The sequence below is a fragment of the Streptomyces sp. NPDC058375 genome, assembly GCF_042723425.1.
GTDB classification, from domain to species: Bacteria; Actinomycetota; Actinomycetes; order Streptomycetales; family Streptomycetaceae; genus Streptomyces; species Streptomyces durocortorensis.
Genome location: NZ_JBHXJG010000039.1, coordinates 1 through 13,776, shown reverse-complemented (window position 1 = coordinate 13,776; position 13,776 = coordinate 1). Strand labels below are relative to the sequence as shown.

Sequence of the window (13,776 nt, the reverse complement as noted above, 5' to 3'; positions counted from 1 at the left end):
GCCGATTGGGCGGGGCCCAGGACGGACGGATCACCGTTCGCCCTCCCGTCGGACCGATTCGCCTATGACCAGTGGGAGAGTCACGGTGTACTTCGCCGCACTGCTCGCGCGCACCGAAGACGGGTGGGAAGCGAGCGATACAGAGCTCGACGATGTGGAGACCCTGTCCGATCTGACGGACCTGGCCCGGGAGGCCTCGGTGGACGAGGACACGGTCCTGGTCTACATCGAGCAGGAGGACGCCTGGTTCGGCGTCGTCCGGGTGGACGGTGAGGAGGACCCCCGAATCTACGTCTCGGACGCGTCCGCCGCCGCCCGCTCCTCGTACGGGGAGATCCTGCTCACCGACGAAATGCTCGGCCGCGAACCAGGGGCCGAGGACGAGATCGCCGCCCTGGAGGAGCTCGTCGACCTCGACGGCACGGAGGACGGCGAACCGGAACGGACCGCCCCGGCGGCCGTCGACCCGGACGACGACGCCCCCGACCCGGACGCCGTGCCGGCGGGGCCGATCGGTGAGCTCGGGGTCCTCGCCGACCTCGGGATGTCCGAGAAGGAGCTGCTCACCCTGCAGACCGACGCACTCTCCGAGATCGCGGAGGCCGTAGGAGCGGCGGAGGTCCTGGAGTCGGTCCGCTAGCCCGGCCCGAGTACGCGTCCCCCTCCGCCTCTCCACCTCCCCGTCCCCTTCACCACCTGCCCCGTCCTCCTGCCCCGTCCGTTAGGGTCCGCGGGTGACCGCACGACCGCCGACCCCCTCACCCGAGCCCGCCCCGGATCCCGTACGCGTACCCGAGCCCGACCCCGTACGCGACCCCTGGCAGGCCCCGATGCGCCGCGCCCTGGCCGAGGCCGAGCGGGCGGCGTCGGCCGGCGACGTGCCGGTCGGCGCCGTCGTTCTCGGCCCCGACGGCGTGGAGCTGGCCGCAGCCCACAACGAACGCGAGGCCACCGGCGACCCGACCGCCCACGCGGAGATCCTGGCCCTGCGCCGAGCGGCCGAGGCCCACGGCGAGTGGCGCCTGACCGACTGCACGCTGGTGGTCACCCTGGAGCCCTGCACGATGTGCGCGGGCGCCCTGGTCCAGTCCCGTATCGCCCGGGTCGTCTACGGCGCCCGCGACGAGAAGGCCGGCGCGGCGGGCTCCCTCTGGGACGTGATCCGCGACCGCCGCCTCAACCACCGCCCGGAGGTCATCGCGGGCGTCCTGGAGCCGGAGTGCGCGCAGCAGCTGACGGCGTTCTTCCGCTCCCTCTGACCAGGCACGACGCCGCGTCCTGGCCGCGTATGCCCCCGCCACCGAGAACCGATTTCTGTCCACGCCCCGGAATGGTCTAAGCTCTCTCTCGGTAGCGTGTCCGAGCGGCCGAAGGAGCTCGCCTCGAAAGCGAGTGTGGCGTAACCCGTCACCGTGGGTTCAAATCCCACCGCTACCGCTGTAGACGAAGTGCCCGGCTCGATGAGCCGGGCACTTCGCTTTGCCATCCGGCTCAACCGCGGCTGATCGTTACGAGCACCCTCACGGCCTCGTCGTCCAGCCGCCAGTTCCCCCTGGCATCGCACGCTCGCGTCACCCGCAGCTCGGCACGCAGCAGTGCAGCGACTCAGTGCTTGATCTCCACGGCTTCATACCCTTCGAGTCCTGTCCCGACGAAGGCAGGTACGAGGGCGCGCAGGTACCAGGCGAGGTCGGTGAACCCCGGGGCCGCCGGGACACTCCGGCGATCGATGGTGGGCACGAAGGCAACCTCCGTGCGACCAGGCAGGAACAAGAGCATCCCGCCGGTCCCCGCCTCCGGGTGATAGACGTCAACCGCCACGCTGTACGGCAGGTTGCCGGGGTCGTCCAGGCGGGCCAGCACCTCGCCGGCGCCTGCGGGGGAGCTGCTGTACCACTCGAACATGCCGTCCTCGTCGTCGATCATGTAGGAGAGGCCCCCGAGAGAGACGTCCATGGACCAGCCCACCCGGGCCAGTGAATCCAGAGCCCCGCGCACGGTGATCGGGTCCGTGAACGTGAAGTCGATGTCGGCGGCTCTGGATCCCACAGAACCTCCGGCTGGCGTGGCGTAGACCCGCATACTTACCCGCGTAGCACAGGGACGTCGACCTACTTTCCATCCCGCGCCGGCCTCAACTGCGTACTCGGCTCGTAAACTCGGACGCTCAGTTACCGAACGCGCGGTGCCGACCATCTGCTGATAACGCGGCGACCGCCACCCGACTAGGTTCCGTCGCCTTGCGGCAGGGAGAGTAACCGTCCTACCGCCGAACCGAGTTGCCGCGCCCCTGGGCATAGCGCGGGCGCGGCTCCCGAGGAAGAGACGCGGTCGTCGAGCTGTGCGAGGCCGCTCTCGACGATGCCGACCAACTCGTACCGAAAGTACGGACATGGCCATGCAGCAGCAGGCCCACGGTGCCAGCCTCACCGGCGAACGGCGCGCCGTGGATCACCTCCTGGACCAGGCCCACCGCCTTCTGCCGAATGTCGACGACGACTTGCCATGGGGCAACGCGTGCCGCCGGACTCCGGGGTACCTGGAGGTGCAGCGAGCCACCTGCTACGGGCGGCTCGGCCTGAGCGCCGAAGCAGGTTCCCTGTGGACGCAGGTCTTGGCGGTGGTACCGGAGACGGCCCGCCGAGACCGCGGGGTGTACATGGCCCGGCAGGCGACCGCCGCCGCTACGGCGCGGGAGCCGGACCAGGCGGTGGAGATCGCCCGCACCGTGGTCACCATCGCTGTCGAGACCCGTTCGGCCCGCATGCGCCGCGAACTGACCACGCTGAAGCGGGCGATGCGCCCATGGCACGATGCCCCGGTCGGCCGGGACCTCGCAGAGATCCTGGCACCGGTGACCGAGGGGAGCTGACGATGGGTAAAAATCCGCTGCCGGACGAGGAGATTGCGGCACACCTGGCCGAGTTGTCGGGCTGGGCCCGGGAGGGGGACACGATCACCCGCGCGTTCGGCGTCCGGTACCACGGCGGCGTCGCGCTGATCGTCAACGTCGCGGACGTCGAGCGGCTCGTCGGCCACCACGCGGACATCGACCTGCGATGGGATCACGTACGGTTCCGGATCACGACGCACGACGCCGGGCACCGGCTCACAGCGGCCGACTTCGATCTGGCCGCACGGATCGACCGGATCGCGGCGGCGCACCAGGTACAGGCTCACAACGCCTGAAGGCATCCGGTACGCGATCCGCCTCAGCGAGGCGTGAGAGGAGAGGGTCGTGACCGAAACCGCCAACTGCCTCGCCGACGAACTCCTGGCGCAAAGACGCCTCGCCTGGCTGCGAGTGGCCCTGGGCGAAGGCAAGGTGTAACCCCCGACGCTCGGCTCCCGCAGCCCAGGACGCGGGCTTCGGGGGCGGTCGGGTCACTCTTCCGGGGGTACGTGAACGGGGCTCCGGCCCGAAGCCCGGGTGTCGGGACTCGGGCGTCGGGATGCGAGCCCCGAGGGCCGAGCGCCTTCTTTAACCGGCAGGGAAAGAAGGGGGGTTAAGGAAAACCTTCCCTCCCTCCCCTCCCCGTCACGGCCAGGCAGTATGACTAATCGTGACAGCTTGCGGCGCAGCGTCACGACTGCTTACGGTGCGAGAACCAAACGACCCCGACGCGGTGTTGTCGCACCAGGCCGGGGTCTCACCACAAGATCCAGCACCTAGAAAGAAGATCCCGTGGCTACCCAGCACCATAGCCCCGCCCTGCCCACCCCCGCAGTCTCCGCCGCGTACCCGATGGCCAACCCCGGCTACGGCAAACGCTCCACGCCGGGCCAGCAACCCCGTACGCGCGATGACTTCGCCTTGCTCCCGACCCGCGAGCGGTACGTCGCCGGGTTCGTCGATCACCTCCCCGACGGTGCCGCGATGAGCATCAAGCAACTGGCCAAGCAGCTCCCTCTCTACGGGCAGCAGGCCATCTCCACCGCCCTCAACGCCCTGTCCGTCGCCGGGCACCTGCGGCGCGTACGGTGCTCCGTCGGTGCGGGCGACGAGACCCGGTGGGCCTTCCGCACCTTCTGGTCCCGCACCGCACGCGACAACGAGTGGTGGAACACCTACCTCGCCACCGAGACCGCCGACCAGACAGCAGCGCCTGCCCCCGACACGGCCTCGCCGCCCCCGTGTGCCCCGGCCGAGGAACCGCCGCCCGCGCGGCCGGAGGGCCCGCCATCTGCCGGAAAGGCCCCCGAACCCACCGCCGTACCGCACCAGCGCACCCCACCCCAGGCACCTGACACCGAGCCCACGCAGCCCACCGGGCCTTCCCCCGCCTACCTCGCCCTGGCCCGCCTCGGCCGCGACGACCACCGCCTGGGCCTCTCTGCCGGCGACTGCACCGCCCTCGAACCACTCGCGGCGCAATGGCTCGACCGAGGCGTCACCATCGACTACCACACCAGCACCCTGAAAGCGGGGCTCCCCGCCCAGGTCGACTCCCCCGTCGGACTCCTCCGCCGCCGCCTCATCGACAAACTGCCGCCCCGGCTGCCAGCCCCGAACATCTCACCGGATACACCCGCTCCCGCCCGCCGCATCCTCGTCGAATGCACCGACTGCGGCCGCCCCGGCCAGCCCGAAGCCCTCCCCGACGGCCTCTGCCGCCCCTGCCACCAAGCCCACGCCTCCCCCGGCGACACCCCACCCGACCCCACCGAAATCGCCGCCGTCAAAACCCACATGGCCAACCTCCGCGACCTCCTCAAACCCGTCTGAGAGCTCGACCCGGCTTCCACTTTCCTGTCCGGAAACCCTTCTCTTTCCGTATCGGAAACTCTCCGCTACTCTTTCGATCATGGAAACTAACGGGGGACGACCGACACCCGAGCAGGCTCATTCCGCCCTGGCCGACGCCGAGCACATCCGGGCCTCCGCCGCAGCGGTCTCGGCGACGCCTTGGCCGAACTGGTTCTTCGCCACCCTCACGCTCTACCTCGCCGCGCTCCCGATCGTCTACGGAGGCGTCATGGCCGACGAGGGCTGGCTACTGCCGCGCCCCGCCTGGATGGGGATCATGGCGGCGATCACCGCGCTGTACCTGGCCCTCTTCGCCATCGCGGCCAAGACGTGGCGGGAGAAGACCGGGGTCGCTTTGCGGCTGGACGTGCTGCCCAGGCGGACGACCGTGCCGCTCATGGTCGGGCTGCCCGTGGTGCTGGTGGGGGCGGCGTTCGCGTTCCGCGCCACGGGATCGGCGGTGTGGCTGTTCGTCGCCTCGGTGATCGGGGCCGCCGCGTCCGTCGGCTTCCATCTCACCTTCGTACGACTGCACCGGGCGTCCGCGTGAGCGCCGACGCCCACGACATGCCCGCGGGGTTCGACGCCACCATCCACGCCCCGAACCGGCTGCGCGTCTGCGCCCTGCTGGACACCGCGGGCGAGGCGGAGTTCGGGCTCGTACAGAAGCAGCTCGGGCTCTCCGCGTCCGTGCTCAGCAAGCACGCCGGCGTGCTCATGGACGCCGGTTACGTCTCGCAGCGCAAGGCCGTCCGCGAGACCCGGCAGCGCGTATGGCTTCGCCTGACCCGGGCGGGCCGGGACGCCTATCGGGGGCACCTCGCGGCGCTGCGGGCGATCGTGGGGCCGCCTTCGGATCCGGCTCCCTGATCGGCAGCCACGTTGCGGACAGCAGAGCGGCTGCCATGCCGCGGACAGCAGAGCGCCCGGTCGCCGGTACAGAGGACGTACGGCGGCCGGGCGCTCCGGTCCACAGGTCAGGTCGGGGGAAGCGGCATCGGGGGGACAAGCCGCTTCCCCCGGTGAGAGCAGGGCCTACTGGTCGTCCGTCGCGGTCAGGGGGGAAATCGCGCGGCGGCCGACCCCACAGTGAGGCCCTGTTCCAGCCTTCCGGGTCCTGCCTGGTCCCGTCGGGCTCGGTATCCATCGTGCCGGGCGGCGGGGGTCATGAGGTCGGGCGAAAGGCCTCGATGACTGGGTCGTAGGTCCTTAAAAAGCGCATCAGTGATCAAAAACGGCCACCGGATACGGCCATTCGTGCGGATACAATCGCCCGATCGCACATGGGGTCGACGGGGAGGCATGGTTGTGGCCAAGGCAAAGACGATCATCATCTACATGTTGGTGGTCTTCGTGCTGTACACGATCATCATGTCTCCACAGCGGGCCGCCGAACTGGTCCAGGTAGGGTTCGAAGGCATTTCCACCGCCGCGCAGAGCGTCGGTGACTTCATGTCAGAACTGGTGAAGTAGGAGACGTACGATGATCCGCCACCTGGTCCTCTTCAAGCTGAACGACGGCGTCGAGCGGGACGATCCGCGGGTCGTCGCCGGGGACCGGGCCTTCCGGGAGCTGGCGGGGCAGGTTCCGGAGCTGGAGTTCTGGGAGTGCGCCTGGAACATCACCGACCGGCCGATCGCGTACGACTACGCCATCAACTCCGCCGTCGCCGACGAGGACGCGCTCAAGCGGTACATCGAGCACCCGGCCCACCAGGCCGCCGCCGGGCAGTGGCGGGAATTCGCCACTTGGGTGATCGCCGACTACCCCTTCTGACGTCTCCGCGCCACCGGTTCGCCCCGGTCGCGTCGACCCCTCGCCGTACAGGGCGGGGGGTTTCTTTTGTTCTATTTGAACCCTTATGACCTCAACACGGCACTATGCGGTGCTTGCACACAGTGGACATGTCTTGTGATGCTATGACCGCTTTTGACGGATGAGTTGACCGTAGTTGACCGCAGAGGGGTGGCGTCACCGTGCCGGCCAGTACAGCGCCTCAAGTGCCTCCCCAGGCCGTCCAAGCCGTCCAGACCGTCCCGGCCGAGGACGACATCCAGACCGAGACCCCGGACCCCTCCGCCAGGCCCGCCAGGGCCCGCGGCGCCGACACCAGGGCGCTCACCCAGGTCCTCTTCGGCCAGCTCAAGAACCTGGACCCGGGCACTTCGGAACACCGCCGGGTCCGGGCCGCGCTCATCGAGGCGAACCTCCCCCTCGTGCGGTACGCCGCCGCGCGGTTCCGCAGCCGCAACGAGCCGATGGAGGACGTCGTCCAGGTCGGCACCATCGGTCTGATCAACGCCATCGACCGGTTCGATCCGGAACGCGGCGTCCAGTTCCCCACCTTCGCGATGCCCACCGTCGTCGGCGAGATCAAACGTTACTTTCGCGACAACGTGCGCACCGTCCACGTCCCCCGCCGGCTGCACGAGCTCTGGGTCCAGGTCACCGGCGCCACCGAGGACCTGACGACCGCTCACGGCCGGTCCCCGACCACCGCCGAGATCGCCGAGCGGCTGAAGATCTCCGAGGATGAAGTGCTGGCCTGCATCGAAGCGGGGCGCTCGTACCACGCGACCTCACTGGAGGCCGCCCAGGAAGGTGACGGGCTGCCCGGGCTCCTCGACCGGCTCGGTTACGAGGACCCCGCGCTCGCCGGCGTCGAGCACCGCGACCTCGTACGGCATCTCCTCGTCCAGCTTCCCGAACGCGAACAGCGCATCCTTCTCCTGCGCTACTACAGCAACTTGACCCAGTCTCAGATCAGCGCCGAGCTGGGCGTCTCCCAGATGCATGTGTCAAGGCTCCTCGCCAGAAGTTTCGCCCGACTGAGATCCGCAAACAGGATCGAGGCGTAACCGGAACGGGTAGACCGTCCACAGAGCAGTTCTGGCGGCATAAAAGGCCTACACCCCCTGTTTGCAGGGCGTATTCGGCGCTGACTTGTCGACATGTCACTACAGCGTGTTGCCGACATGTGACATTCTGCTCGAAGCGCGTTTGCCGCAGCCCCGCCTCCGGTATTCAGGTGGAGGCTGCGTTCCTCCGATGGTCGCGGCCACCGCGACCGTCCGCGACCTCAAGGGGGTGGCATGTCCGAAGAACAGGGCAGCTCGAAGGTGCTCACGCTCACGAAGAGCGTGCCGGCACCCGCCGTGCTCACCAGCTCGCCGGAAGCCATCGACACCCGCACGCTGTCCCGCTCCCTGTTCCTGCGGCTCGCCGCGCTCGGCCCCGCCTCGGGCCCCGAGGGAACGGACAGTCCGGAGCGGACCTATGTGCGGGACACACTGATCGAACTGAACCTCCCGCTGGTGCGGTACGCCGCGGCGCGGTTCCGCAGCCGCAACGAACCGATGGAGGACATCGTCCAGGTCGGCACGATCGGCCTGATCAAGGCGATCGACCGGTTCGACTGCGAACGCGGCGTCGAGTTCCCGACGTTCGCGATGCCCACCGTCGTCGGGGAGATCAAGCGTTTCTTCCGCGACACCTCCTGGTCCGTGCGGGTTCCCCGCCGCCTCCAGGAGCTGCGGCTCGCCCTGACCAAGACCAGTGACGAGCTCGCGCAGAAGCTCGACCGCTCGCCGACCGTCCCGGAGCTGGCCCGCGCGCTCGGGGTCTCCGAGGAGGACGTGGTCGACGGCCTTGCCGTCGGCAACGCCTACACCGCCTCCTCGCTGGACTCCCCCTCCCCCGAGGACGACGGCGGCGAGGGCTCGCTCGCCGACCGCCTCGGGTACGAGGACACGGCGCTGGAAGGCGTCGAGTACCGCGAGTCGCTCAAGCCTCTGCTGGCCAAACTCGCCCCGCGCGAGCGCCAGATCATCATGCTCCGCTTCTTCGCGAACATGACGCAGTCGCAGATCGGCGAGGAGGTCGGCATCTCCCAGATGCACGTCTCCCGGCTGCTGACCCGCACGCTCGCCCAGCTCAGGGAAGGGCTCATCGCCGACTGAGCCGGAGAGTCGGGGAACCGGAGAGTCGGGGAACCGGAGAGTCGGAAAAGTGGTTCACGAGGGTTCTTATGTGACGGCGCGTCAGACACACTGACGCGATGCGACGTCAGACATGCGGCTCCACCGGCCGCCGAGGCACGACCATCGCCGCCTCGGCGGCCGCGCTGTGCCTGGGCGCCGGTCTGCTGTCCGGCTGTGGGAGCGGGCCGGGAGACGGTTACGTGGCCGTGGGCGCGGCCGCCGGAAGCTCGAAGAACCCCTCGGAGGGGGGCCGGGCGCCCTCGGGCGAGGTGACGCTCACCCCCCTCGACGAGAGCGGGGGCGGGAGAGGGCGTGGGAGGGACGGGGGCAGTGGGCGGGGTGGTGGCGGTACGTCGCCGTCCGGCGAGGGCTCCGCGCCGTCCTCCGGGGCGAGCGATTTGGGAGCGGCCGGCCCGGGCGGTCCCGGTGGGGCGCGCACGGGGACGGCGGGCGGTCAGGCTGTTGGTGCGCCCGACGGGGCGGGTACGCGAAGCCCTCGACGCCCACGACGCCCTCCGGGCCCTCCACGCCGGGCTCCGGGTCCGGGTCCACGCCTGGCGGCGGCTCCGGCGCCCCCTCCCAGCCGAGCAGCCCCGGCCCCGACGCCCCGGGCGCGCCGAAGCCTCCCGCTCCCCCCGCGACCCCGGCCGCGCTCACACTGAGCGCACCGCAGCGCGCGGCAGCGGACAAGCGGTGGTGCGAGAAGGTGACCGTGAAGTTCCGCAACACCGGCGGCACCCCGGCGCGCTCGGGAACCGTCACCTTCGCCACACACATCATCGGCGCGCTCGGCGTCGACTGGGCGACCATCACCTCGTCGCAGCCCCTGCCCGCCCCGATCGGCGCGGGCTCGTCGCGCTCGCAGACGTACACCGTCTGCGTGGAGTCCTGGCGGGTTCCGCTGGGGATGAGCGTCGAGACGCAGGACGTCTCCGCCGTGTGGGAGTGACCCGGGCCCGGGTCGGGGCCCGGGGGGCCCTTGAACGCACGACGGCCACCCGGGGGTGAAGCGGCGGCCGGCTGTGTCGCGGCTCCGCTGTCCGTTCCCCGTGCGGCCGGGTCGTACCGTCCGTACGGTCCGTGCGTTTTCGGTGCGGCCGGGTCGTACGGTCCGTACCGTCTCCGTACGGTCCGTACCGTCTCCGTGCAGTCCGTGCAGTCCGTGCAGTCCGTACGGTCCGTGCAGTCCGTGCAGTCCGTGCAGTCCGTGCAGTCCGTGCAGTCCGTGCAGTCCGTGCAGTCTCCGTACGGTCCGTGCAGTCTCCGTACGGTCCGTGCAGCCCGCCCCGTCTCCGTACGGTCGTGCTGTCGTGGTCAGCCCAGGGCGAGCCAGGCCACCGCGCCGAGGACGACGACGACCGCGATCACGGCCGCGATCACCCCGACTCTCGGCCCGGACGAGGTCGCCGCGGGCTGCTGCCGGCGCTGCGGCTCGCCCTCGTCGACGAAGGCGCGGAACATCTGCGTGCTGCCCGCCGGGTCGTGGTTGCCCTCGGGGCCCGGCTGAGGGGCGTGGGGGTTGTGTGCCATGGGGCAGGACCCTAGCGAACTCGGGCCCCCCGCCCAACCCCCGGGGCCGCCCGGCAGCCCGCCCCGCCTGCGGGCCGCGCACCCGAAGATCGCGCCGGGAACGCCCCGGAAGGTGCGGGAGACGTACGGAGAACGCGCTTGACCTCGACCCTACGGAGGCTTTTGCGTTCCTTTACTTCTGCAAGGCCGTTTTCGTTTGCCTGCAGCAACCAACGGCTTCTATCGTTGCCCTAAGCAACAACATAGTCGTGAGTGTGCTGGGGGTTCCCGTGGCCGCACGGAGTAGTTACGAGGAACTGGCCCGGCAGCTCAGCGCCGTCGGGGCCGTCAAGAGGGGGCTCGCCAGAGCGCTGCCCCCCGAGTGCCCCGCGGGATCCGCGGCCGTACTGACCCTCCTGGACCGGCACGGCGAGATGCGGATCAGCCGGCTCGCCGAGCTGCTGTCCGTGGACATGTCGGTGACCAGTCGCCACGTGGCCCATGTGGCCGACCGCGGCTGGATCGAACGGTCCGAGGACCCGGCGGACAAGCGGTCCCGCATCCTGCGGCTGACCCCCGGCGGCCACGAGCAGCTCGACGAACTGACCCGGCGGACCACCGAGGTGTTCGCCCACAACCTCCAGGACTGGTCCGACGACGACGTCGGCCTGCTCATCGCGCTGCTGTCCCGGCTGCGCGACAGCTTCGCCTGTCGCGGATCCGGCGGCTGCGCCCCCGGACGTCACACCGGCGAGTGCAGGACCCGCCTCGGCGACGAGGCTCACACCCGTACACCTGTGTAACAGAAGCAAATACGCACGGATAAGGAACTCAATGGCTACGACCACACCCACCGGTGTGCGGGGCGGCCACGCCAAGCACGGAGGGCACGGCGGCACCACCGCCTCCGGCTCCCCCGACGGCACGCCGATGACACACCGGCAGATCATGGAGGCGCTGACCGGGCTGCTGCTCGGCATGTTCGTCGCGATCCTGTCGTCGACGGTCGTCTCCAACGCCCTGCCCGAGATCATCTCCGACCTCGGCGGCGGCCAGAGCGCCTACACCTGGGTCGTGACGGCCTCGCTGCTGGCCATGACCGCCACCACCCCCCTCTGGGGCAAGCTCTCGGACCTCTTCAGCAAGAAGCTGCTGGTCCAGATAGCCCTGATCATCTACGTCCTGGGCTCGGTCGTCGCCGGTCTGTCGACCAGCAGCGGCATGCTCATCGCCTGCCGCATCGTCCAGGGCATCGGCGTCGGCGGTCTCTCCGCCCTCGCGCAGATCGTCATGGCCGCGATGATCGCCCCGCGCGAGCGCGGCCGCTACAGCGGTTACCTCGGCGCCGTCTTCGCGGTCGCCACCGTCGGCGGCCCGCTGCTCGGCGGCGTCATCACCGACACCAGCTGGATGGGCTGGCGCTGGTGCTTCTACGTCGGCGTGCCCTTCGCAATCATCGCGCTGATCGTGCTCCAGAAGACCCTGAAGCTCCCGGTCGTCAAGCGCGAGGGCGTCAAGGTCGACTGGACCGGCGCGTTCTTCATCAGCGCCGCCGTCTCGCTCCTGCTGGTCTGGGTGACCTTCGCGGGTGACAAGTACAACTGGCTGTCGTGGCAGACGTACGTCATGGTCGCGGGCTCGGTCCTGCTCGGCCTGATCTTCGTCTTCACCGAGTCGCGGGCCAAGGAACCGATCATTCCGCTGCGCCTCTTCCGCAACCGCACCATCACGCTGGCGTCCATCGCCTCGCTGTTCGTCGGTATCGCGATGTTCGCGGGCACCGTCTTCTTCAGCCAGTACTTCCAGCTGGCGCGCGGCAAGTCGCCGACGATGTCCGGCGTCATGACCATCCCGATGATCGCGGGACTCTTCCTCTCCTCGACCATCTCCGGCCAGGTCATCACCAAGACCGGGCGCTGGAAGGCATGGCTCGTCACCGGCGGCTTCCTGGTCACGGCCGGGCTCGGGCTGCTCGGCACGATCCGGTACGACACCCCGTACTGGCACGTCGCGGTCTTCATGTTCGTCATGGGCCTCGGCATCGGCATGATGATGCAGAACCTGGTCCTCGCCACGCAGAACCAGGTCGCTCCCGAGGACCTCGGTTCCGCCAGCTCCGTCGTCACCTTCTTCCGCTCCCTCGGCGGTGCGATCGGCGTCTCGGCGCTCGGCGCGGTCCTCGGCAACCGGGTCACCCACTACGTCAAGGACGGCCTCGCCGACCTCGGCCCCGAGGGCGCCAAGTTCGGCCACGGCGGCACCGGCGGCGGGGGCATCCCCGACCTGGACAAGCTGCCCGAGCCGTTCCGGCTGGTCATGGAGGCCGCGTACGGGCACGGCGTCGGCGACGTCTTCCTGTACGCCGCTCCGGCCGCGCTCGTCGCCTTCATCGTGACGATCTTCATCAAGGAGGTCGCCCTGAAGACCAGCGCAGGGAACGAGGCTCCGGCTCCGGTCGAGGCAGAGGTTCCCGTGCCCGCCAGCGTCGGCCCGGCCGGGGTCACCTCGGTCGACACCTCCGCAGAGGCCTCCGCCTCGTACGACACCAGCGGCACCACCAACACCACCGGCTCCATCAACACCACCGACATCACCGACATCACCGACATCACCGACATCACCGACACCGTCCAGGGCACCCCCGTCCACGGTGTGGTGCGCGGCGCGGAGGGCGCTCCGGTCGCCCGTGCGGCCGTCACCCTGATCTCGCTGGGCGGCCGGCAGCTCGGCCGCTCCGTGGCCCGGACCGACGGCGGCTACACCCTGGACGCCCCCGGCTCCGGCAGCTACGTGCTGATCGCCTCCGCCGACGGCTTCCAGCCGCAGGCGTCCACGGTGGTCGTCGGCGACGAACCGCTGGCCTTCGACATCCTGCTCTCCGGTACGAGCGGACTGGCCGGAGTGGTCAGGGCCGCCGAGTCCGGCGCGCCCGTCGACGGGGCGATGGTCATCGTGACCGACGTCCGGGGCGACGTCCTGGCCACCGGCGCGTCCGGCCCGACCGGTGAGTTCGCCTTCGGCGAACTGATCCCGGGTTCCGTCACCGTCGCGGTCAACGCGGCCGGCTTCCGTCCGCTGGCGCTGCCGGTGGAGATCGGCGGCCAGGGCGTCACCCGCGTCGAGGCCGCGCTGCGGTCCGGTGCGCTCGTCCGGGGCGTCGTGCGGGCCGGGTCCGCCCGGGGGCCGCTGGCCGACGCCCGGGTCACCCTGATCGACGCGGCGGGCAACGTGGTCGCCACCGCGACGACCGGCGAGGACGGGGCGTATGCCTTCACCGACCTGGACGCGGGCGAGTACGCGGTCATCGCGACCGGCTACCCGCCGGTGGCGGGCTCCCTCACCGTCAGCGGTACGGGAGTCGACGGGCACGACATCGAACTCGCCCACCCGGGCGAGTGACGGCCCTTCACGTGCTCTCGTGAAGAGCACGTGAGCACGTGAAGGGATCGCGAAGACCCCTGGTCGGACGGCACTTCCAGCGGAGAGGCTATCGCGACCGGGTGGGAAGGGTCTTCGCGATCTGTTCGGCGACCGCGATG

15 protein-coding genes, 1 tRNA gene and 1 pseudogene are annotated in these 13,776 nt (G+C 70.0%); 15 read left to right on the top strand and 2 right to left on the bottom strand.

Translation table 11 applies throughout. The features are described from left to right. Positions 1-85 precede the first annotated feature (85 nt). The 3 genes from ACFWM7_RS09735 (at position 86) to ACFWM7_RS09725 (ending at position 1,437) form a co-directional block, all read left to right on the top strand. Entirely contained in the window at positions 86-640 is a 555-nt protein-coding gene (locus ACFWM7_RS09735) for a hypothetical protein (protein ID WP_383257362.1), read from the top strand. Between the two features lie 190 nt (positions 641-830). Then, entirely contained in the window at positions 831-1,259 is a 429-nt protein-coding gene (tadA, locus tag ACFWM7_RS09730) for a tRNA adenosine(34) deaminase TadA (protein ID WP_383257359.1), read from the top strand. Positions 1,260-1,349: 90 nt separating this feature from the next. Then, positions 1,350-1,437, top strand: a tRNA-Ser gene (locus tag ACFWM7_RS09725). Positions 1,438-1,605: 168 nt separating this feature from the next. Here the strand turns inward: ACFWM7_RS09725 and ACFWM7_RS09720 are convergent. Continuing rightward, the gene (locus ACFWM7_RS09720) at positions 1,606-2,049 is read right to left on the bottom strand and encodes a hypothetical protein (RefSeq protein WP_383257269.1); all 444 of its coding nucleotides are present in this window, start codon (positions 2,047-2,049) and stop codon (positions 1,606-1,608) included. 278 nt (positions 2,050-2,327) lie between these two features. On the opposite strand from ACFWM7_RS09720, the pseudogene ACFWM7_RS09715 reads away from it, so the two are divergent. The 10 genes and pseudogenes from ACFWM7_RS09715 to ACFWM7_RS09670 form a co-directional block, all read left to right on the top strand. Continuing rightward, positions 2,328-2,872: pseudogene (locus ACFWM7_RS09715) on the top strand (Twin-arginine translocation pathway signal); the annotation flags it as partial. A 2-nt stretch (positions 2,873-2,874) separates the two neighbouring features. Then, positions 2,875-3,189 (top strand): 4a-hydroxytetrahydrobiopterin dehydratase, encoded by a 315-nt coding sequence (locus tag ACFWM7_RS09710; RefSeq protein ID WP_383257266.1) that lies wholly within the window; start codon positions 2,875-2,877, stop codon positions 3,187-3,189. Between the two features lie 496 nt (positions 3,190-3,685). Continuing rightward, positions 3,686-4,726, top strand: coding sequence for a MarR family transcriptional regulator (locus tag ACFWM7_RS09705; protein ID WP_383257263.1), 1,041 nt, complete (start codon positions 3,686-3,688; stop codon positions 4,724-4,726). A gap of 79 nt (positions 4,727-4,805) precedes the next feature. Further along, on the top strand, positions 4,806-5,297 hold the full coding sequence (locus tag ACFWM7_RS09700; RefSeq protein ID WP_383257260.1) for a hypothetical protein: 492 nt from the start codon (positions 4,806-4,808) through the stop codon (positions 5,295-5,297). Further along, a complete protein-coding gene (locus ACFWM7_RS09695; RefSeq protein ID WP_383257257.1) occupies positions 5,294-5,617 on the top strand; it encodes a transcriptional regulator in 324 nt (107 codons plus the stop codon). The genes ACFWM7_RS09700 and ACFWM7_RS09695 overlap by 4 nt, the downstream gene beginning before the upstream one ends. A 438-nt stretch (positions 5,618-6,055) precedes the next feature. Continuing rightward, positions 6,056-6,220, top strand: coding sequence for a hypothetical protein (locus ACFWM7_RS09690; protein WP_010056643.1), 165 nt, complete (start codon positions 6,056-6,058; stop codon positions 6,218-6,220). Positions 6,221-6,230: 10 nt separating this feature from the next. Beyond that, positions 6,231-6,524, top strand: coding sequence for a Dabb family protein (locus tag ACFWM7_RS09685; RefSeq protein ID WP_006126122.1), 294 nt, complete (start codon positions 6,231-6,233; stop codon positions 6,522-6,524). Between the two features lie 224 nt (positions 6,525-6,748). Next, positions 6,749-7,606: an RNA polymerase sigma factor SigF gene (locus ACFWM7_RS09680; protein ID WP_383257251.1), complete on the top strand. Its 858-nt coding sequence runs from the start codon at positions 6,749-6,751 to the stop codon at positions 7,604-7,606. 234 nt (positions 7,607-7,840) lie between these two features. Beyond that, positions 7,841-8,707 (top strand): RNA polymerase sigma factor SigF, encoded by an 867-nt coding sequence (locus ACFWM7_RS09675; protein ID WP_030579030.1) that lies wholly within the window; start codon positions 7,841-7,843, stop codon positions 8,705-8,707. Positions 8,708-9,440: 733 nt separating this feature from the next. Beyond that, complete coding sequence (locus ACFWM7_RS09670; protein WP_383257247.1) at positions 9,441-9,677, top strand: hypothetical protein; 237 nt, start codon at positions 9,441-9,443, stop codon at positions 9,675-9,677. A 365-nt stretch (positions 9,678-10,042) separates the two neighbouring features. On the opposite strand, the gene ACFWM7_RS09665 is transcribed toward ACFWM7_RS09670, so the two are convergent. Beyond that, a complete protein-coding gene (locus tag ACFWM7_RS09665) occupies positions 10,043-10,258 on the bottom strand; it encodes a hypothetical protein (RefSeq protein WP_030077455.1) in 216 nt (71 codons plus the stop codon). 269 nt (positions 10,259-10,527) lie between these two features. On the opposite strand from ACFWM7_RS09665, the gene ACFWM7_RS09660 reads away from it, so the two are divergent. Both ACFWM7_RS09660 and ACFWM7_RS09655 read left to right on the top strand, forming a co-directional pair. Beyond that, positions 10,528-11,040, top strand: coding sequence for a MarR family winged helix-turn-helix transcriptional regulator (locus tag ACFWM7_RS09660; protein WP_383257356.1), 513 nt, complete (start codon positions 10,528-10,530; stop codon positions 11,038-11,040). Between the two features lie 31 nt (positions 11,041-11,071). After that, the gene (locus ACFWM7_RS09655; RefSeq protein ID WP_383257243.1) at positions 11,072-13,636 is read left to right on the top strand and encodes an MFS transporter; all 2,565 of its coding nucleotides are present in this window, start codon (positions 11,072-11,074) and stop codon (positions 13,634-13,636) included. Positions 13,637-13,776: the final 140 nt, after the last annotated feature.

Bases quoted from the DNA above. Each gene is read 5' to 3' on its own strand.
- ACFWM7_RS09685 (WP_006126122.1), top strand. From the start codon at position 6,231: ATGATCCGCCACCTGGTCCTCTTCAAGCTGAACGACGGCGTCGAGCGG.
- ACFWM7_RS09700 (WP_383257260.1), top strand. From the start codon at position 4,806: ATGGAAACTAACGGGGGACGACCGACACCCGAGCAGGCTCATTCCGCC.
- ACFWM7_RS09710 (WP_383257266.1), top strand. From the start codon at position 2,875: ATGGGTAAAAATCCGCTGCCGGACGAGGAGATTGCGGCACACCTGGCC.
- ACFWM7_RS09665 (WP_030077455.1), bottom strand. From the start codon at position 10,258: ATGGCACACAACCCCCACGCCCCTCAGCCGGGCCCCGAGGGCAACCAC.
- ACFWM7_RS09655 (WP_383257243.1), top strand. From the start codon at position 11,072: ATGGCTACGACCACACCCACCGGTGTGCGGGGCGGCCACGCCAAGCAC.
- tadA (WP_383257359.1), top strand. From the start codon at position 831: ATGCGCCGCGCCCTGGCCGAGGCCGAGCGGGCGGCGTCGGCCGGCGAC.
- ACFWM7_RS09675 (WP_030579030.1), top strand. From the start codon at position 7,841: ATGTCCGAAGAACAGGGCAGCTCGAAGGTGCTCACGCTCACGAAGAGC.